The 18,012-nt window shown below is 70.8% G+C and carries 20 protein-coding genes; 14 read left to right on the top strand and 6 right to left on the bottom strand.

Annotation, left to right across the window (positions count from 1 at the left end):
- Nucleotides 1-46 precede the first annotated feature (46 nt).
- Genes GTW40_RS32675 through GTW40_RS15985 form a run of 3 tightly spaced genes read right to left on the bottom strand, consistent with a single transcriptional unit; the run spans nucleotide 47 to nucleotide 3,869 of the window.
- A complete protein-coding gene (locus GTW40_RS32675) occupies nucleotides 47-1,714 on the bottom strand; it encodes a hypothetical protein (protein ID WP_202485957.1) in 1,668 nt (555 codons plus the stop codon).
- Nucleotides 1,711-3,210, bottom strand: coding sequence for a hypothetical protein (locus GTW40_RS15990; protein ID WP_161180856.1), 1,500 nt, complete (start codon nucleotides 3,208-3,210; stop codon nucleotides 1,711-1,713). Before GTW40_RS15990 ends, GTW40_RS32675 begins: the two co-directional genes overlap by 4 nt.
- Nucleotides 3,207-3,869 (bottom strand): hypothetical protein, encoded by a 663-nt coding sequence (locus tag GTW40_RS15985; protein WP_161180855.1) that lies wholly within the window; start codon nucleotides 3,867-3,869, stop codon nucleotides 3,207-3,209. Before GTW40_RS15985 ends, GTW40_RS15990 begins: the two co-directional genes overlap by 4 nt.
- A 222-nt stretch (nucleotides 3,870-4,091) precedes the next feature.
- Between GTW40_RS15985 and GTW40_RS15980 the strand changes: the two genes are divergently transcribed.
- Complete coding sequence (locus GTW40_RS15980; RefSeq protein ID WP_343245716.1) at nucleotides 4,092-5,453, top strand: transcriptional regulator; 1,362 nt, start codon at nucleotides 4,092-4,094, stop codon at nucleotides 5,451-5,453.
- Nucleotides 5,454-5,670: 217 nt separating this feature from the next.
- On the opposite strand, the gene GTW40_RS15975 is transcribed toward GTW40_RS15980, so the two are convergent.
- Together GTW40_RS15975 and GTW40_RS15970 are read right to left on the bottom strand one after the other, a co-directional pair.
- Nucleotides 5,671-5,874 carry a DUF397 domain-containing protein gene (locus GTW40_RS15975; protein WP_161180854.1) on the bottom strand — a complete coding sequence of 68 codons (204 nt, stop codon included), beginning with the start codon at nucleotides 5,872-5,874 and terminating at the stop codon, nucleotides 5,671-5,673.
- Nucleotides 5,856-6,689, bottom strand: coding sequence for a helix-turn-helix transcriptional regulator (locus GTW40_RS15970; RefSeq protein WP_161180853.1), 834 nt, complete (start codon nucleotides 6,687-6,689; stop codon nucleotides 5,856-5,858). The genes GTW40_RS15975 and GTW40_RS15970 overlap by 19 nt, the downstream gene beginning before the upstream one ends.
- A gap of 121 nt (nucleotides 6,690-6,810) precedes the next feature.
- Here GTW40_RS15970 and GTW40_RS15965 point away from each other — a divergent pair, with 121 nt between their 5' ends.
- Both GTW40_RS15965 and GTW40_RS15960 read left to right on the top strand, forming a co-directional pair.
- Nucleotides 6,811-7,017, top strand: coding sequence for a hypothetical protein (locus tag GTW40_RS15965; protein ID WP_343245715.1), 207 nt, complete (start codon nucleotides 6,811-6,813; stop codon nucleotides 7,015-7,017).
- A gap of 32 nt (nucleotides 7,018-7,049) precedes the next feature.
- Nucleotides 7,050-7,238, top strand: coding sequence for a hypothetical protein (locus GTW40_RS15960; protein WP_161180891.1), 189 nt, complete (start codon nucleotides 7,050-7,052; stop codon nucleotides 7,236-7,238).
- 21 nt (nucleotides 7,239-7,259) lie between these two features.
- Here the strand turns inward: GTW40_RS15960 and GTW40_RS15955 are convergent, their stop codons facing one another.
- Complete coding sequence (locus tag GTW40_RS15955; protein WP_161180851.1) at nucleotides 7,260-7,721, bottom strand: GNAT family N-acetyltransferase; 462 nt, start codon at nucleotides 7,719-7,721, stop codon at nucleotides 7,260-7,262.
- 290 nt (nucleotides 7,722-8,011) lie between these two features.
- On the opposite strand from GTW40_RS15955, the gene GTW40_RS15950 reads away from it, so the two are divergent.
- From GTW40_RS15950 to GTW40_RS15900, 11 genes are all read left to right on the top strand, one after another.
- Nucleotides 8,012-8,761: an SCO2525 family SAM-dependent methyltransferase gene (locus GTW40_RS15950; protein ID WP_161180850.1), complete on the top strand. Its 750-nt coding sequence runs from the start codon at nucleotides 8,012-8,014 to the stop codon at nucleotides 8,759-8,761.
- A gap of 62 nt (nucleotides 8,762-8,823) precedes the next feature.
- The gene (locus tag GTW40_RS15945) at nucleotides 8,824-10,665 is read left to right on the top strand and encodes an SCO2524 family protein (protein ID WP_161180849.1); all 1,842 of its coding nucleotides are present in this window, start codon (nucleotides 8,824-8,826) and stop codon (nucleotides 10,663-10,665) included.
- Between the two features lie 3 nt (nucleotides 10,666-10,668).
- The gene (locus tag GTW40_RS15940; RefSeq protein ID WP_161180848.1) at nucleotides 10,669-11,586 is read left to right on the top strand and encodes an SCO2523 family variant P-loop protein; all 918 of its coding nucleotides are present in this window, start codon (nucleotides 10,669-10,671) and stop codon (nucleotides 11,584-11,586) included.
- A complete protein-coding gene (locus GTW40_RS15935; protein ID WP_161180847.1) occupies nucleotides 11,583-12,569 on the top strand; it encodes an SCO2522 family protein in 987 nt (328 codons plus the stop codon). The genes GTW40_RS15940 and GTW40_RS15935 overlap by 4 nt, the downstream gene beginning before the upstream one ends.
- A 1-nt stretch (nucleotide 12,570) precedes the next feature.
- Nucleotides 12,571-13,536 (top strand): SCO2521 family protein, encoded by a 966-nt coding sequence (locus GTW40_RS15930; RefSeq protein WP_161180846.1) that lies wholly within the window; start codon nucleotides 12,571-12,573, stop codon nucleotides 13,534-13,536.
- Nucleotides 13,537-13,593: 57 nt separating this feature from the next.
- Nucleotides 13,594-14,553 (top strand): hypothetical protein, encoded by a 960-nt coding sequence (locus GTW40_RS15925; protein ID WP_237525540.1) that lies wholly within the window; start codon nucleotides 13,594-13,596, stop codon nucleotides 14,551-14,553.
- Nucleotides 14,554-14,630: 77 nt separating this feature from the next.
- Nucleotides 14,631-15,377 (top strand): DNA repair protein RecO, encoded by a 747-nt coding sequence (recO, locus tag GTW40_RS15920; RefSeq protein WP_161180845.1) that lies wholly within the window; start codon nucleotides 14,631-14,633, stop codon nucleotides 15,375-15,377.
- Nucleotides 15,378-15,409: 32 nt separating this feature from the next.
- On the top strand, nucleotides 15,410-16,264 hold the full coding sequence (locus GTW40_RS15915) for an isoprenyl transferase (protein ID WP_161180844.1): 855 nt from the start codon (nucleotides 15,410-15,412) through the stop codon (nucleotides 16,262-16,264).
- A gap of 35 nt (nucleotides 16,265-16,299) precedes the next feature.
- Nucleotides 16,300-16,785, top strand: a complete 486-nt coding sequence (locus tag GTW40_RS15910; protein WP_237525543.1) for a hypothetical protein — start codon at nucleotides 16,300-16,302, stop codon at nucleotides 16,783-16,785.
- 104 nt (nucleotides 16,786-16,889) lie between these two features.
- On the top strand, nucleotides 16,890-17,456 hold the full coding sequence (locus GTW40_RS33725) for a YcxB family protein (protein WP_161180842.1): 567 nt from the start codon (nucleotides 16,890-16,892) through the stop codon (nucleotides 17,454-17,456).
- Between the two features lie 14 nt (nucleotides 17,457-17,470).
- Nucleotides 17,471-17,995: a YcxB family protein gene (locus tag GTW40_RS15900; RefSeq protein WP_161180841.1), complete on the top strand. Its 525-nt coding sequence runs from the start codon at nucleotides 17,471-17,473 to the stop codon at nucleotides 17,993-17,995.
- Nucleotides 17,996-18,012: the final 17 nt, after the last annotated feature.

Below are 18,012 nucleotides of genomic sequence, written 5' to 3'. Positions count from 1 at the left end.
GGGCGGGCTTTGCCCCTCTTTCACCCGCCCGCCCGGAGCCGGTCGTTCAAGCGGCGGGCAGGCCGGGCAGCGCGAACGCGGCGCGGCCCTCCTTCATGCTGGTGTGCTCGATCCAGCCGTCAGGCAGACGCAGGACGTGGCGGCGCAGGCGGCAGCCGGTGGTGCGCATGACCGGGGAGAGGTGGCAGGGGTCGAGTTCCTCGACGAGCAGGCTCGGCGCGATGGTGGCCTGGTTCTTCTTCCCGGTGACCGCGATCGGCAAGCGGCCGGCGGCGGTGAGGGGCAGCGGGGTGATCCGCCAGATCGGGCCGCGGACGGTGGACAGGCTGGCCTGGCCGAAGCCGCGTTCCTCGCGCGGGGTCATCGGCTCTCCGTTGGTGGCGGTAAGGCCGCGGAACAGGTTCTCGGCGCGGCCCTGGTTGACGATCTGGCCGGTGTCGATGGTGAAGGCGCGGGAGAAGAACAGGCTCGGCGGGTAGTCGGCCCGTTCCAGCGCGGCCGCGTACGCGGCGACCTGGGGGTGGATCTGCTCACGCAGGTGCGCCGCCGCAGCCGTGTCGACCGGCTCCAGTTCGTCGGCGCGGGCGCTGAGCGCGGCGAGGACGGCGTCGACATCCACGCCGGTCGCGGCGGTGAACTCCTCCCGACGCGCGAGGCCGCGGGCTTGCTTGTGGGCGAGGAGGGTGTTGAGCAGGTGCCTGGAGGCGTCGGTGTACCCGGACGTCTTCCGCACGCCGGTGGCCGGGTAGAGGTGCAGGGCGGTGAAGGAGCCGTCGGCGTGGAAGTCGGGATCGGCCGCCCAGTACGGGCCGTCGGCGTTGGTGAAGCAGTGCAGCCGAACCCGGCGGACCTGGTGCGGCACCGTCAGGCTGCCGGTGAGCGCGGCCCGCACCGTCTCCGGCGTGGGCTCGGCCTGGTCGGAGGTGACGTGCAGGTACTCAGCACCGGGGCGGGAGTAAACGGGCTGGGTGCGCTCGTCGAGCCGCTCGATCACGGTCTCGGGCAGCTCGCCGGTGGTCCTCTCGCAGGAGATGAGCAGGTGCGGGCCGCAGACCAGGACGTGGTGGCCGCTGACATGGATGTCGGTGAGCGGGTGGATGCCGACGAGCGGGGCGAAGCGGAGCTCGCAGGCGGCGGTGGCGGCGCCGTGCCCGAGCGCGTCGAGCAGCGGCCGGTAGGTCCGCAGGGCGGCGGCGAGGTCGTCGATGTACGCCTGTCGGTCGGTGCCGGAGCGGCCGGTGAAGCCGAGAGTGTAGGGAGTGATCGAGAAGCGGACCCCGTCGAAAGAGCCGGAGTGCCTCTCCACCAAGCGGCGGTGCATGACGGCCAGGTCTTTGGAGTGGGCGGAGTAGCCGACCGTGGAGATCCGCAGCTTCACCCCGAGCACGTCGCGGGCCAGATGCGCATAGTGGTCGAGGTGGCGGTAGGAGCCGATGTCGTTGTCCAGGTAGGGGAAGACGACCCGGGGGCGGTGGATCCGGCCGGAGGCGATCACGAGGTTCCGCTCGGCGGCGGCCTGCGCAAGCGCGGTGAACAGGCCGGTCAGCCCGTCCTTGGTGAGGCCCCAGGTGTCGCGGCCGGCGAACTGGGAGCACATTGCGCAGCCGTTGAAGCAGCCGACCTGCGGCGCGATGTACTGGACGCGGGTGAACGCGTCGTCGGGCAACGCACGCAGCTGCTCCAGCAGCCCGGGCATCACGGTGGCGGTGGTCATGACGGTGTCACCTCGCGGGACGTCGGGTCGAGGGCGGGGGTGAGGTGGGCGGCGAGCGCGTCCAGGACGGCCGCGCCGAGAGCGGACAGCTGGTGCGGGGCGGCGAACGGAGAGCCGGGGCCAGTGGTGACGGCTTCGGCGGTGCCGAGTTCGGCGCCGGGCAGGCACACCACGTGCTCGGCGGGCAGGCTCGCCAGCAGCAGCTCGCCGAGGTCGGCGTTCGCGCCCGCCGGGTGGGCGCCCGGCCGCACCCACGCCAGCCGGTCGCCGTCGAGGCGGTAGACGCCGGGGCCGCGCAGCCCGCTCACGCGGACCGGTGCGGTGCCGCGGTGGCGGAGTTTGAGATAGAACGGGCCCACCCCGGCCGTTCTTGCCGCACTGACCGAGCCCGCGTTGAAGTCCTCCGGGTCGTCCAGCCAGTCCACCCGGCCGCCGAGCAGCACCGTGAGATGGGCGGTGAGGAACGGCGGCAGCCCGCGCAGCTGCTGGTTGACGCCTGAGACCTCGGTGGTGCCCTGGTTGCGGCAGTTGATCTCGTTGAACACCGCCCACCCGTCGGGGGTGAGGACGGCGTCCAGCCCGAACAGCCCGGCCATCCGGTGCTCCGTCCACAGGTGGTGGCCGATGCGGACGGCGGCGTCGACCAGGTCGGCGGCGGCCTTCTCCGGCCAGGGGCGGGACCAGTCATTGCCAGCGCTCTTGCCGGGCCCGATCCCGGCCTGGGCGATGCCGATGGCCTTGTGGGAGGGCCGGTCCACGTACACGGCCACCGAGCCGTTGCCATCGGGGACGGACAGCACGGTGGTATTGGAGGACCAGCCCGCGACGAACGCGGCGACCTTGTACGGGCCGGGCATCGCCGCCGCCTGTACAAGGTCGGCGGCGGTGTCGACGAACACCGTGCCCCGTCCGCCGGAGTCCGCCCCGGCCTGCACCACCAGCCGCTCGCTGCCGACCCAGCGCCGAAGCTCGCTCAGCGCGGGCAGCGCACCGTCGACGCGCACCGCCGGGATCCGCATCCGCTCCGGTATCCCCGCGTTCTCCAGAAGGCTGTCGAAGGCGGCCTTGTCCTCGATGACCGCCCGCAGGCGACCGTCGATCGCGGCGATGACACCGCGCGGGCCGGCCCAGCGGCGCAGACGGCCGGTGGCATACCAGGCGGCGACAACCGGCGGCGCGGACAGCCCGGACAATAGAGAGGCGGCCTTGCCGTCGACCTCCCCCATCCACGTGTGCCGCTGCACCGGACCCCGTACGAGGGTGTTGTCCTCGGCGGCCAGCACCGTGCCCGGCCGGGCCACGTCCCAGCCGGGGTAGCAGCCGACCGCGAGCGCCGGCCGGGCGCCGTGGAGCGGTCCGGGCCCGGCGTACAGGGTGCGCATCGAGGAGCCGAATCGTTCGGCCGTGACCAGGAGGCGGCCCGCCAGGGCCTTTTGAAGGGCCGTGTCCGCCGCGTCGAGCAGTCCCTGCTCGGGCGGTGTCATCCAGCCGGTCACGCCGCACGCTCCAGCTCACCGGGCACCAGGGCCGGAACCGTGGCCGAGGTACCGAGCAGGGCGTCGGCGACGGCGGTGGCCATCTCCTTCGGACTGTGGGCGGAGGTGTCGAAGACGAGCAGCTTCTTGTGGCGGCGGCCCATGCCACGGGTGAGCATCGCGGTGAACGTGGCAGCGAACTCGGCGTCCTCGACCCCGCGGATGTCGACGGCGTCCGGTTTCTCCCGCGTACCGAGCCGCGTACGGCGGGCGTCGGCGGGGGCGTGGAGGTGGACGGCGACGTCGAAGGGGGCGAACACGCGCGGCCAGCGCAGTGCGAGGACGGCCGCCAGGTAGGGGCCGCCGGCCATGCCGAAAGCGACGGTGCGGTCCACGTAGCCGTCCTGGATGAGGACGGTGCCCGCCTGATCGGGCGCAGAGGTCCGCACCAGCAGGGAGTCCAACACGTATCCGGCGGTCAGGTAGGCGGTGGTGACCAGCGTGCTGTCGGGCTGCCGTACGAGCGGCAGCTTCCTGAGTAACCGGCGGGCGGGGTGGCGGGGGGCGAGCAGCCCCTTGTGGGTGAGCACGCTGTGGCCGCGGGCTTCGAGCTCGTCGGCGAGCGCGGTGACGAGGGTGGTCTTGCCGGACAGGTCCAAGCCGTCCACGAGGACGCGCATGACGGTTCCCCTCCTGAAGTGCCGATGGGGGCGTGCCCGCCAGGGGTGCCGGCGGGCACCGCCCACGTTCGGGCCCGGCCCGGGCCGGGCGGAAGACGCCGGAGGTTGCTGCGGGTTGCCCGCCGGTTGCTCCCCGTTGCCTCACGGCGATTGCCGTCTTCCGGGCCGCCACCGGTGGGCGGGACACTTACGGGATCTGTTTCTGGGGGAGGCCGAGCGCCCGTGATCACAGCCACCGCTGTCCAGCCCCACCCGCTCACCACGCTGATGGCCCGGCACGGCCTGACCGCCGCCGCGTACCTCAAGCGGGTGGCCGACCGTCACCTGGCCCTCGGGTTCGGCGCGATGGCCCACCGCAAGGAGAAGGCCACCCGTTGGACCCGGGAGGGCGTCACCCCGGAGAGGACGGCGCTGCTGGCGATCGCCAGCCTGCACGGCATCGATGTCGCCGACGTCGACCGGTACGGCTGGCCGGGCTTCCTGCTTCTGGCCCTCGATGACGACCGGACCGTTCTGGAGTCGCCGTGGACGGCGGCGGGTACGGTCAACACACTGACGGAAGTGGGAGGGCCCGTGAAGGATCGTCGCGGCTTTCTGATCGCATCCACCAGCACGCTGGCCGCCGCCCTCGCGCAGTGGGTCACCGCCGAACCCGCCCTCGCCATCGGCGACCGCGGCCGTCGGGTCGGCGCCGAGGCCGCCGCCCTGTTCGACGTCCGCCTCGACGCCCTGCGGCACCTGGACGACTCCGTGGGGGCCGGGCAGGTCTACGACGCCGCCGTCCTCGAACTGCGCCTCGTCACTGACCTGCTGAAGAACGCCTCCTACAACGAGGCCACCGGGCAGCGGCTGTTCGCCAGCGCCGCCGAGGCATCCCGCCTGGCCGGCTGGTGCTCCTATGACGAAGGCCGCCACGCCGCCGCCGAACGGCACTTCCTCGTCTCCCTGCGGGCCTCCGGATCCGCCCACAACCCCACCCTGGGCGCGGTCACCCTCGCCTTTTGGGCCAACCTCCGCTACAACGCTGGCGACGCCCGCGGCGCCCTGAACCTCCTCGACGGCGCCCTCGCCGACCACCGCAGAATCTCCTCGCCCCGGGTGAGGGCGATGCTGCACGCCCGCGCCGCCCGCGCCCACTCCAAGACCGGCGAGCCGCTCGCGGCCTGGCGGCAGGTCGACGACGCCTTCGACGCCTACGGCAAGGCCGACATCCCCGAGGCGGACCTGGCGTCGATGTACTGGATCAACCACGGCGAACTCCACCAGGTCGCCGCCAGCTCCGCCCTCAGCCTGGGCGACCCCAAGCGGGCCCTGGAGAACTTCCGTGCCGCCCTCACCCACGAAGACCCCTACGACACCGACCGCGAGGTACGTGGCGCCGTCATCTACCAGGTCCGCCAGGCCGAGGCCCACCTCGCCCTCGGCGACGTCGACGCCGCCCTCGACCTCGGCCACCAGGTCATCGACACCATGGGCGGAGTCGACTCCGCCCGCACCACCCACACCCTCGAAGAACTCCGCGCACAGCTCGACGGTCACCGGCACATCCCCGCCGTGGCCGACTTTCTCGACTACGCGGCTTGATCCGGTTCAGACCCGCGCGAACGCCGCTCAGCCCCGGCGGTGTTGGTCTTTCTGAGCCCGGCGGAGCGCCTGGGCGTATCCGGGGGCGTCGCTGAAAGGGATGCGGTTGAGCTTGAGCCGTTCGGGGTGGACACCCCAGGGGCGCGGTCCGCCTCGGGCGGCGGAGCGTAGCCGGGTCCCGGCCGGATCAGTGAGCCGTCACGTGAACCCTTGCGCCTCAGAGGTTGGCTGCTCCGACCGCGTTGATGAAGTGGGTCCAGGCGGGGGTGCCGACGACGACTACGGCGCCGTTCTGGACCTTGCTGTCGCGGACGGGGATGACACCGGGGACTCCGTCGGCCACCTCGACGCAGCTGCCGCCCTCACCGTTGCTGTAGGTGCTCTTGTACCAGCGGGCGTGGGTCAGGTCGTACTCGCGCATCGTCTGAAGTCCTCCGCCGCCGACTCGATCAGGGTCAGGGACGCCTCCGGCGACAGCGCGACGACCCTGAGCAGATCGTATGCGCGCTGGGCTCGCTTCACCACGGTCGGCACGTCCACCAGCGTCCCGGAGAACGAGGTCTCTGTATAGGCGAGCGGGGGTGCGTCATCGAACTCCATGAGCTGGAGCATTCCGCCCATCGCAGCGAGTGCTCCCGCTGAGAAAGGAAGCACCGTCACTATGGCCGTGCGGTCCCGCATCAGGCAGGCGATGTACTCCAGTTGGGTCGCCATGACCTCGGGGCCGCCCACGGCGACGCGCAGTACCCCCTCGTGCAGAGCCACCCAATACTCAGGCCTTGTAGCGTCGTTCAGGATTCGCGACCGCTCCAGTCGGGCGGCGACGATGTCGTCGACGTACTCATCGGTCTTGAACGGGTTGGCCGCGATGGTCACCGCGCGGGCGTACCGCTCCGTCTGGAGCAGCCCCGGCACCACCGTCGGGGCGAACTCGCAGATCCGCGTGGCCAGACGCTCCAGGCCCACCACTTCGGTGAAGTAGTCCGCGTACCTCGGATCATCGATCAGCTGCTTGCACAGTCGCTCGAAGATGCCGTCCGTCTCCAGGACTTCGTCGATCCGCTTCGCCACGTCCAGCTGAGGCTTCCGGATCGCCTGCTCGAACTGGCCGATGTAGCCGCCGGAGACGAACACGCGCAAGCCCAGCTCCGTTTGAGTCAGCCCTGCGTTCTCCCTCCGCCTCTTCAGCTCCGTGCCGAAGAAATCCCAAACCGCCTGACGTGAACCGTTGGCCATCGCCAACCCCCTTGTGCTGCCACGCGCTTGTAGGGCCCAAGCCCCTTCCGAGGATAGGGCGATCGCGTCACCGTGAGGACACGAAGCGTGAAGACGTAAACAGAACGAAGGGATGCGAACAGTGGGATCACAGCACGCGTCGGCCTGTGTCGAGGAAGCGGAGCGAACCCTCGTCGAATTGCGCGACGCACTCGCGAAGGCCGGGATCAAGTTGCCCTCCCTCGGCATCGACCCCGTCTCGGTGGCGCGCGAGGCCCCGTGCCCGCTGGTGGAGCTGGGCCGTTGCTCGGTGGAGACGGCGGCCCGGCTCGTCGCGGCGCTGCGGTGAGCGCGAGCCGGCCACCGCTCGGCTCGTACGCGATGGACACGGGGACGGGGAGGGTCGGCGTGGTGATGGGCCACGAGGGGCCGTATGTACAGCTGCGCCCCCTCGGTGGCGGCCGCGAGTGGGACTGCCCGCCCGACCGCCTCCGTACGGCCACCGCCGCGGAGCGCCTCCGCGCGGCGACGGCGCGGGCCAACGCCCGCAGTCGGGGCGAGGTTCTGTGACCCCGCGCGGGTGCGGCCCCGTCAGAACGCGAGCCGCATCCGCTGCCTCGGCTCACCCGGGCCGAAGTACTCGGGGTGCGGTTCGCCGGACGGCGTGAAGCCGAGGTGGCGGTACAGGGCCACGGCGGAGCCGTTCGCGGGGTCGACCGTGAGCAGGACCTCGTCCGCCCCCTCCTCATGCAGCCGCCGCAGCATCGCGGTCATGAGTTCGCGGCCGAGGCCGTTGCCCCGCAGGGCCGGGCTGACGACGAGGCTGAGGATCCAGCTGGAGGCGTGGACCGGCGGGGTGGCGAGGATGTATCCGTGGAGGGTGGTGCCGTCGTCCACCACGAGAAGGTGGTCGCCCAGGGCGTCGTGGAACTGGCGGAGCGCGAAGTAGGGATAGGGGTCGTCCGGGAAGGTCTCACGGTCGAGCCGCAGCACGTCAGGGAGATCCGCTTCCGTGATTTTTCGCAGGAAGCGGTCTCCGTGAAGAGGAATCATTCCGTCCCCTTTCCGGTCCCCCGGAATTCGTGCGATATCCGCACTGATGCGACAGTATGCAGCCGCACCCGAGGCGTGATCGGTGCGGCTTCTCCCATGGTTACCCGCTGTTTTTCGGTCATCCAAGTAGAGATCCGGACCAAATATGGTTGACTGTGTCGCGCAAGCGAAATCGCGCGCAGTTCCGATATTGATCTTACCTCGCCCGTTGCTGAATCTTGCGCGGCGTGGGTTTCGTTGTGCGCTCATGCTGCTACGCTGAGTTAATGACCTCGGGATCGCCTGCTGGCGTGAAGAAGCTGAATGGTGATGTCGCGTGGGAGGATTTCGACCCCCAGGCGTACATCGAGCACAATTACCGCGTCCTGCATCCGGACGACGAGGCGATCATCACCGTCGTCCGAGATCATTTCAGCGGCCATTTCGGCGGCTCCGGCTCCGTGGCCTCGGGAATCGACGCGGGGGCGGGCCCCAACATCTATCCGGCGCTCAGCATGCTCCCCTGGTGCGACAAGATCACGCTCCTGGAGCGCTCCCCCGCGAACGTCCAGTATCTGAACTCCCAGATCGAGTCGTACGGCCCCCAGTGGGACCAGTTCTGGGACGTGCTGTGCCGGGACGACGCGTACCCCCGGCGGGTCGAGGACCCGCGCGCGCGGTTCGCGCAGACCGTCCAGCCCCGTCAAGGCAACCTGTTCGACCTCGCCAAGGGCGACGAACGCTGGGCGATGGGCACCATGTTCTTCGTCGCCGAGTCGATGACCACCTCGCCGGAGGAGTTCCGGCGTGCCGTCGGCTGTTTCATGACCGCTCTCGAACCGGGCGCCCCGTTCGCCGCCGCGTTCATGGAACATTCCCGGGGATACCGGGTGGGGGAGAGTGATTTCCCCGCGCTCGACATCGACGAGCAGGTGGTCCGCGCGACACTCGACATTCACGCGTCGAATGTCCAGACGCACCGGCTGGGAAAGCCGGGGGGCTTGCTGCGTGAGGGATACACAGGAATGATCGTCGCCACGGGTCATCGGAGCGACCGGTAAATGCGGAGATCCATTCACCGTCTTCACCTTCGGGATGACATACCTGTGTGAGGGGCATGGGGATGCAGATCCAACCCAGACAGAATCTGCTGTCGATCTGGCAGGCCGTAGCACGTCACTGTTTCCCCGGTGGAGCCTGGGAATGGGGAGAAGGGGGCGGACAGAGCAGCGTCGCCGACGCCGAGCGACTGCTCTGCCTGCTCTATCCCGCGACCGAGGCTCCCGCATTCCGTCTCGACGCGCCCGACACCACCCAGCCCGACGTGGAGAAATCCCTGCGCTCGGTCGGGGACGCCACGGAGATCCCGGAGACACTGGTCCGGGTGCTCACCGAATTCATGGAGCGCCACCGCGCCGGTGACACCCCCACCTTCTCCGGCGGGAACTACTTCTCCGCCCTCGGCGAAGAGGACGAACTGTCCAAGGAGCAGCGGGCCCTCGGCGTCGTCGACGCCTACAGCCTCTCCGTCACCCTGTGTCTGGCCACCCTCGGCTTCCTGAAGGTCTACCAGACCAAGACCGAACGGCCGGGCACGCTCCAGCTGATCGAGTCCCTGCGCGAGGCCACCAACGACCGGCTCACCGCCGCCATGGTCAACCTGCTGCGCGCCTTCACCGTCGACGTGTACACGGTCGACTCCCCGCAGGGCCAGGCGCTGTGCCGACTCCTCGGGCAGGGCCGCACCCCCGACCGCATGGTCCTCCAGCAGTTCCAGGAGCGCTTCCGCGCCCTGCGTGCCGTCATCCGCGAGAGCGTCGTCCTCGGCGTCGACGTCGAGGAACAGCTCGGCAACGAGAACCGCCTCTTCGAATGCGGCTGGGCCTGGAGCGTCGTCCGGGGCGCACCCCTGGTGGAGACCTCCGAGTCCATCGGCGAACAGCCCACCGGCATCGCCCGCGCCGTGCCGTACCTCTACTTCACCGTCGTCGCCCTCGACGGCATCCAGGACCTGTTCTCCGACCGCACCCTCGTCCTCGGCCTGCTCAACCAGGAACAGCAGAAACTCGCCGAAGCGCTCCGCCTGCGCTGGACCATCACCCAGCAGTACTGGTCCGGCATCGCCCGCTTCGACGACGACCGCTGGCCCCTGGAGGACATCCCCTGGCGCACCACGGGGCAGCGCATGGAGTCCGAGTACTTCTCCCTCTGCGTCGCCTCCATCCTCGTCCACGACCTGGTCCGCCGCCGTGCCACCGAGGACGACCTCAACCGCACGGTCGGCATCATGGAGCGCCTCGCCGAGCGCGGCCGCGTCACCGCGAGCATCACCCGCAAGGACTCCGCCGTCCTTCTGCACAACCCCGGACTCGCCCTGCCGCTCGCCTCCGACCACCCGCTCGGGCCGCCCATGCGGTGGACCATGACCGACTTCTCGGCCCAACTCCTCAAGCGCACCATCCAGTTGTGCGCCCTCTCGCGCAACGTCGCCGCCCACACCCGGCTGCTCCAGCTCGCCGAGCGCACCATGGACCATCTGTGGACGCGGCGCATCACCGACGGCGACGGCGTCGGCCTGTGGGACAACGTGCACGCGATCTTCCCCGACTCGGCCGACCGCCAGAACCAGCCGTCCTGGACCATCACCGAACGCGTCACCGAGTGCATGGTCGCCGCCCAGCAGCTCTACAACCAGTCACCCATCCGCAGCGCCGAACCCACCGCGCTCGCCCACGCCCTCCTCAGCGAGGCCACCCACCTCCTCGGCACCGAGCAGCTGGAGCAGCCCGCACCCATCGCCAAGAGCCAGGAAGGGGCGGAACTCAAGGGCATCGAAGCCGACCTGCGCCGCGCCCGCTCCCTGCTCGACACCCAGCCCGGCACGTCCTGCGCGCTCGCCCTGAACGTGCTCAGCCGGCTCGACGACCTCGCCCGCGCCCGCGCGGCCGGGTCCCAGGGGGTATGAGTCGTGCTCGTCTTCGCCGCCTCCGACAAGGGAGGCACCGGGCGCTCCGTCACCAGTGCCAACCTCGCCTACCGACGCGCCCTCGACGGCGACGACGTCTGCTACCTCGACTTCGACTTCGGCTCGCCCACCGCCACCGCCGTCTTCGACACCCCCGACGTCATGGAGGAGGCCGAGGGCCGCGGTCTGCACGCCTACCTCAAGGGCAAGACCGGCGAACCCCTGCGCATCGACGTGTGGAACCGCACCGAGCACCCCGTCCTCAGCGACCGCCCCAGCGGCTCCGGACGCCTCGTCCTCTTCCCCGGCGACCGGGGCGGCGGCGAGTTCGTCACCGACGAGGACAACCTGCACCGCTGCGTCGACCTCTTCCTGCGCCTGCACCGCGAGTTCGACCTCGTGGTGATCGACCTCAGCGCCGGGCGCAGCTACGCCATGGACCTCGCCCTGACCGCCACCGCCCGCGAGGAACTGCGGCACATCCGATCCCGCTGGCTGCTCTACCACCGCTGGACCCGGCAGCACGTCATGGCCGCCGCCGAACTCCTCTCCGGCCGCCAGGGCATCCTCGGCTCCGGCATCGCCATGGGCCACGACCGCACCTCGCTGCTCGGCTCGGTCCGCTTCGTCCGGGCCGCCGTACCCGACCTGGAGTCCCCGCAGTGGGCCCAGATGCCCGCCGCGCAGTACGCCTGGATGCGCCAGTGCGACAAGCGACTTGAGGAACTCGCCGCGTCCCTCGGCATCGGCAAGACCCGCGCCCTCGCCTCGATCCCGCTGGAACCCGTGCTCCAGATGCGCGAGCAGCTCATCACCGACGAGGACGTGCTCGACAGCAAGATCGCCAACTTCGCCACCCGGCAGGCCCTGGTGGAGCTGGCCGAGCGGCTCACCGACGACAAGCACTGGGGGCAACTGTGACGGAGGCCGCCGCCGTCTTCCGGGAGACCAGCGCCGACCCGGTCACCGCGTCCGTGCCGTACTCCCATCTCTCCCTGGAACTCGGCCACTTGTACATGGAGGACTTCGCCGAGGGTGCCGACCGGCTGACCCGCCACTTCACCGCCGTACGCCCCTGGGCCGACACCGCCCGCGCCTGGGCCGCCACCCTGCCCGACGGCAAACGGCCCCGGATCAGCACCTGTTTCCTCATCGACGACTACTTCAGCCGGCTGTCCACCCCGGCCAAGCTCGTGCCCACCCTGCTGGAGTCCGCCGAGCGGGCCGGGCTCACCATCGACTACCTCGCCCGCGAGTCCGGCTGCGCGCTCGCCGACCCCGCCCGCCCCGACCGGGCCGGACTCGCCGAGTCCGTGATGCAGCGGCTCGTCGAGTCGCCCCCGCCCGGCAGCAACGGCTTCCGGCCGCCCGTCAGCCGTACCGGCTGGCTCACCAACGGCCGCCGCGCGCCCACCCGGCGCACCTCCGCCGCCCTCGACGCCGACAGCGCCTGGCAGCCGCCCGCCGAGACCGAGGCGCGCGGCCACTCCGTCTTCGTCGACGTCGAACTCTGGGACGACAACGGCCCCCACCGCACCTGGTCCTGCGCCTTCCTCGCCGCCGTCTGGCAACTGGCCCGGCTCGGGCTGCTGCGCGACGACGGCCGCGCCGTCCTCACCCCGACCCCCTGGGAGCGGGACCTGCCCTTCCCCGACGACTGGGACGCGCTGCCGCCCCTGCTCCGGCTCAACCCGGCCGCGCCGCCCTTCACCGCCTACTACACGTGCAGCGTGCTCCCGGTCCGCTTCCTGCCCGTCGAACACGCCGTACGCGTCATCCTCGGCCAGGTCCACGTCGACGCCGACGCGGTCGGGCAGGCCGTGGAGCGGGCCCGCCAGGAGAAGGTCACCCTCCCCGAGGGCGTCGCGGAACGCACCTCCTACCTCTTCCCGCCGGGGCTCTGACATGGCCGCCGCCCCGGCCCTGATGTGCGGCGAGGTCCGCACCTGTCTGCTGCCCACCCGCGACGCGGTCGGCGAGCGCACCGCCGAACGGCTGCTGCGGCTGCGCCCCGACGAACGCGTCCGCCTCTCCCGGCGCCCCAACCCGCACGCCCTCTCCCCGGTCGTACTCACCGGCGTCGACTGCCGCCTCCCCGCCGTCAACGGCGCCAAGGCCCGCGCCATCGGCACCCTCGCCGCCCGCGCCGCCCTCACCGAGGGCCGGGTGCTCCAGGCCACGGCCCACTTCGCCGCCTCCGCGAGCGGGCCCGACCGGCGCCGCCCCTGGGGCGAGTACCTCGTCCACCCCGGCGTCCTCGTCCCGCTCGGAAAGCTCCCGGTCCGGGCGGTCGCCGACGGCTTCCTGCGCGAGACGCACGCCCCCGACCTGCTCGACACCGGCTCGGTCGCCGAGGGCATGCTGGCCCGGATCTCCCGCAACCACCGCCTCCTCGACCACGACACCCCCCTGCGCACCCCCACCACCCGGCTCAGGTGGGTCGCCCTGCCCGCCCCCGCCGGGACACCGGCCCGGCTCGTGAGCCTCACCGTCGACGACACCGACGGACTGCGCACCGCGGAACTGAGCGTCCCTGAGGACCTGGCGCCCGCCGCCGTCGCCGGGTTCTGCGAGGACCTGGCCCTGCACGACTGGCTGCTGACCACCGTCAGCCAGAAACTCGACGGACTGCCGCTCGCCCGGGCCGACGGCGCCGCCGCCCTCAAGGTGCTGCGCCCGCTCGTCGACCACCTGCTCCACCTCTGGATGCCCATGGCCCGCGTCGACCCGGCGCTCGGCCCGCTCTGGCACACCCTGGAGCAGCACCCCGGCTTCAGCCGTCAGTGGCACAACCTCGTACAGCGCGTCCGCGACCAGCTGGCCCTGCGGGCCCTGCTGCACCGGGAGGCCGCCGCCCTGGCCGCCTCCTGAACCGGTCTCCTGAATTCATACGGAAGCCCACATGATCCCGACGGGGGGAGAAGCGGGATGACAGGAACGATCACCACGCGCGGCCACCACGGCCACCAGGTCTCCGACACCGGGGGCCGGGAGGACGCGGGCCGCCGGTTATTGCAGAAACTGCTGGTCACGGTCGTGGCGGGCGGCGTGGTGTACGTACTGACCACGGTGCTCGCCCCCACCGCCGAGGACGTGTGGCAACTGGTCCTCTCGGTGCTGTGCGGGGGCGCGGTACTGATCGTGCAGTTCATGGTGACCTTCGCGCACCAGCTGAACGACCTGAAGAGCTCCGTCGACAAACGCTTCGTGGACATCGGCCGGGCCACCAAGCTCTTCAACGAGGTCGAGAAGCTGCGCGGCGACGCGGTGCCCCGGCTCGCCGAGAGCGCCACCCTGGTCGTCTCCACCGGCCCCGAGATCCTGCACGACTTCGCGCACGAGGAGATCAACCGGCTCGCCCTCCAGATGGACGACCTCACCAACCTCACCGCCGAGTGCCCCGGCGAGAACCACGACTGGCTGCTCAGCCTCACCAAGTGCGCCCAGCGGAGCATCGACGCGATCAGCACCTCCGTCGACCAGAACTTCTGGAGCACCGAGCCCGCCGGACGCTATCTGGAGTCCCAGCGCGAGGCGATCGACGCGCGCGGGATCAAGGTCAGGCGGCTGTTCGTCGTCCGGGCTCCCGAGGACATCCCGCGCCTGGCCGACGTCTTCAAGGAACAGCGGGACGTGCACATCGAGGTCCGCGTGGTGGCCCTCTCCTCGCTCCCGCTGCACGCCCGGCGCGGCAAGATGATCGACTTCATCATCTTCGACGGGGCCCTGTCCTACGAGATCGGCGCCGACCAGCTCAGCGTGAACTCCTGGACGACCGTGAACGCCCGCGAGGACGACGTACAGCAGCGGATCAGGCGGTTCAACGAACTGTGGAACGCGGGGGAGGGCGGTTCCCCGGACGGTGGCCCGGAGCCCGCCGTGTCCTGAAGCACGGGGACTGAAGCACGGGGACTGAAGCATGGGGACCGGGCCTGCGCACCGGACGCGTGCGCGAGAATGGCCCCATGAGTCTGTTCCGCGACGACGGCATCGTGCTGCGCACCCAGAAACTCGGTGAGGCGGACCGGATCATCACCCTGCTCACGCGCGGACACGGGCGGGTGCGGGCCGTGGCGCGTGGGGTACGGCGCACGAAGTCGAAGTTCGGGGCGCGCCTGGAGCCGTTCTCGCACGTGGACGTGCAGTTCTTCGCGCGCGGCAGCGAGCTGATCGGGCGCGGCCTGCCGCTGTGCACCCAGAGCGAGACCATCGCGCCGTACGGCGGCGGGATCGTCACCGACTACGCCCGCTACACCGCCGGCACGGCCATGCTGGAGACGGCCGAGCGGTTCACCGACCACGAGGGCGAACCGGCGGTGCAGCAGTATCTGCTCCTCGTCGGCGCCCTGCGCACCCTCGCGCGCGGTGAGCACGCCCCGCATCTCGTCCTCGACGCGTTCCTGCTCCGCTCGCTCGCGGTCAACGGCTACGCGCCCAGCTTCGGGGACTGCGCACGCTGCGGAATGCCCGGACCGAACCGGTTCTTCTCGGTCGCCGCGGGCGGCTCGGTCTGCGTGGACTGCCGGGTCGCGGGCAGTGTCGTACCGTCCCCGCAGACCCTGGTGCTGCTCGCCGCGCTGCTTACGGGAGACTGGGAGACGGCGGACGCGGCCGAGGCGCGGCACGTCCGCGAGGGGAGCGGCCTGGTGTCCGCCTATCTGCACTGGCATCTGGAGCGTGGGCTGCGCTCCCTTCGATACGTAGAGAAGTAAGCGGCTAGCACGGCTGAGGAGACGAGAAGCACATGGTCGTACGCGGATTTCTGGGGCGGCGGCAGCGCGAGTACAAGGCGCCCGAGCCGCACCCCTCGGGCGCGCGTGCGCCGAAGCTTCCCGGTGAGCTGATCCCCGAGCACGTCGCGATCGTCATGGACGGCAACGGACGCTGGGCCAAGGAGCGCGGGCTGCCGCGCACCGAGGGGCACAAGGTGGGCGCCGAGCGCGTGCTCGACGTGCTCCAGGGCTCCATCGAGGCCGGCGTGCGCAACATCTCCCTCTACGCCTTCTCCACCGAGAACTGGAAGCGGTCGCCCGACGAGGTGCGCTTCCTCATGAACTTCAACCGCGACTTCATCCGCAAGACCCGCGACCAGCTCGACGAACTGGGCATCCGGGTGCGGTGGGTGGGCCGTATGCCCAAGCTGTGGAAGTCGGTCGCCAAGGAGCTCCAGATCGCGCAGGAGCAGACCAAGGACAACGACCGGCTGACCCTGTACTTCTGCATGAACTACGGCGGCCGCGCCGAGATCGCGGACGCGGCGCAGGCCATGGCGGAGGACGTGAAGGCGGGCCGCCTCGACCCGTCCAAGGTCAGCGAGAAGACGCTCCAGAAGTACATGTACTACCCGGACATGCCGGACGTCGACCTCTTCCTGCGCCCCAGCGGCGAGCAGCGCACCTCCAACTACCTTCTCTGGCAGAGCGCCTACGCCGAGATGGTCTTCCAGGACGTGCTGTGGCCCGACTTCGACCGGCGTGATCTCTGGCGCGCCTGCGTCGAGTTCGCCTCCCGCGACCGCCGCTTCGGCGGCGCCGTCCCGAACGAGGAACTGCTCGCCATGGAGGCGGCGATGAGGGGCGACGACTCGGCCGACGCCTGACCGGTGTCGGGGGCGGATGCGGACACGGGGGCGTGATGGAACTGGCGTACCGGCCGCTGCTGGGGGACTTCCTGGCGGCGGCCTGGCGGAGGAAGCGGGTCTGGTGGCTCGTGTTCCTGGGCGCGGCCCAGTGGGCCTACGTCGCGCAGGAGGTCTGGTCGCTGCGGACGGGGCACCGCGGCGATCCGGTGCCCTGGATCGTGCTGCGGGCCGTCGTCGGCACGCTCCTGCTGGCCGCGCCGCTGGTGACGGCCTGGTTCGACTGGCGCCGCGCCGACCGTGACGGCACGGTCCGGGTGACGGTGGCGGAAACGGGGGTCACGGTGGCGGCCGGTGAGCGGGTGCGGACGTTCAGCTGGGCGACCCGGCCGCGCTGCCGCGAGACCCGTCGCGTCTTCCTCCTGACCGGCGGCAAGCCGCCGTCTCCCCGTCTCACGATCCTCCCGAAGCGGGCTCTGGCCACGTCCTCGGACACCGCGCGCCTGCGCGCCCTTCTGGAACGGCACGCGGGGCTCGGCTGAGCGTCGCAAAGGTCTCGTTCGAGCGCCGCAAAGAGATCGTTTCCGAAGATCGTCCGGCCTTACGATCCCCTCGCACCGTCATGGACATGAAGAGGGGTGGGGCTGTGGAGAAGGAACCGGATGCCGTCGGGGAGACGGCCGGGGGCATCGGGGAGACGGTCGGGGACGTCGTCGAGCTGACGTACCGGCTGGAGGCCGCCGACCACACCTCGGCGCTGGAGGCCCGGCTGCGGGTGAGCCGCCTGGGGTTGCTGTTCCGCTGGGTGCCTCTCGTGGTGGGCTGCGTCGCCGTGGCGCAGATCGCGTTGTACATCGCCGGAGTCAAGGAACATGTCTCGCTGAGCGCGAGCATCATGATGCTGTTCCTCTCCGTGGTGCTCCCCCTCTCTCCCCGGCTGGCGGGGCGCCGCATCGCCCAGTACAGCGCGCGGCAGGGCGTCCTGCGGGCCACCGTGACGGAGACCGGGGTCACGCTGGCGAGCGACACCACCAACCTGACGATCACCTGGCAGGCCCAGCCCCGCTACCGCGAGACGCCCCGCCTCTTCGTCCTGATCAGCGGTGACGGGAACGCCACGGGATTCACCCCGCTCCCCAAGCACGGCCTGCCCGACCGTGCGGACGTGGACCGGCTGCGCGCGCTGCTGGACCGACACCTCACGCGCTGCTGAACCAAGGAGTGGACATGGAGAAGGAAACGACCGGGGACGTGCTGGAACTGACCTACCGGCCGGTGGCGGAGGACTTCACCTCGGCGCTGCGAGCCCGGATGCGGATGAGCCGGACGGGGCGGCGGCTGCGCGCCCTCTTCGTCGTCGCCGGGTTCTTCCTCGTGCTGGAGGCCGTCCTCCTGGCCACAGGGAAGCCGGGCGTGCCGCTCGTGCTGCTGGTGGGGAGCGTGGCCGTCCCGCTGATGATCCTGTCGTCCCCCTGGCTGATGGCCCGCCAGATCCAGCGCCTGGCCGGACGGCAGGGTGTATGGCGGGTCACGGTGACGGAGGAGGGGATCGCGCTGACGACCGACACCACCACGACCTCGGTCACCTGGCAGGCCCAGCCCCGCTACCGCGAGACGGAACGCGTCTTCGTCCTGGCCAGCGACGACAAGAACGCCACGGGCTTCACGATGCTCCCCAAACACGGCCTGTCCGACGACGCGGACGTGGACCGCTTCAGGGAACTGCTGAACCGGCACGTGGCGCGCTGCTGAGGGGCGCGGGGGCGGCG

Source organism: Streptomyces sp. SID4985, assembly GCF_009863025.1.
GTDB lineage: Bacteria > Actinomycetota > Actinomycetes > Streptomycetales > Streptomycetaceae > Streptomyces.
This window is presented reverse-complemented; position numbering and strand designations above follow the sequence as displayed.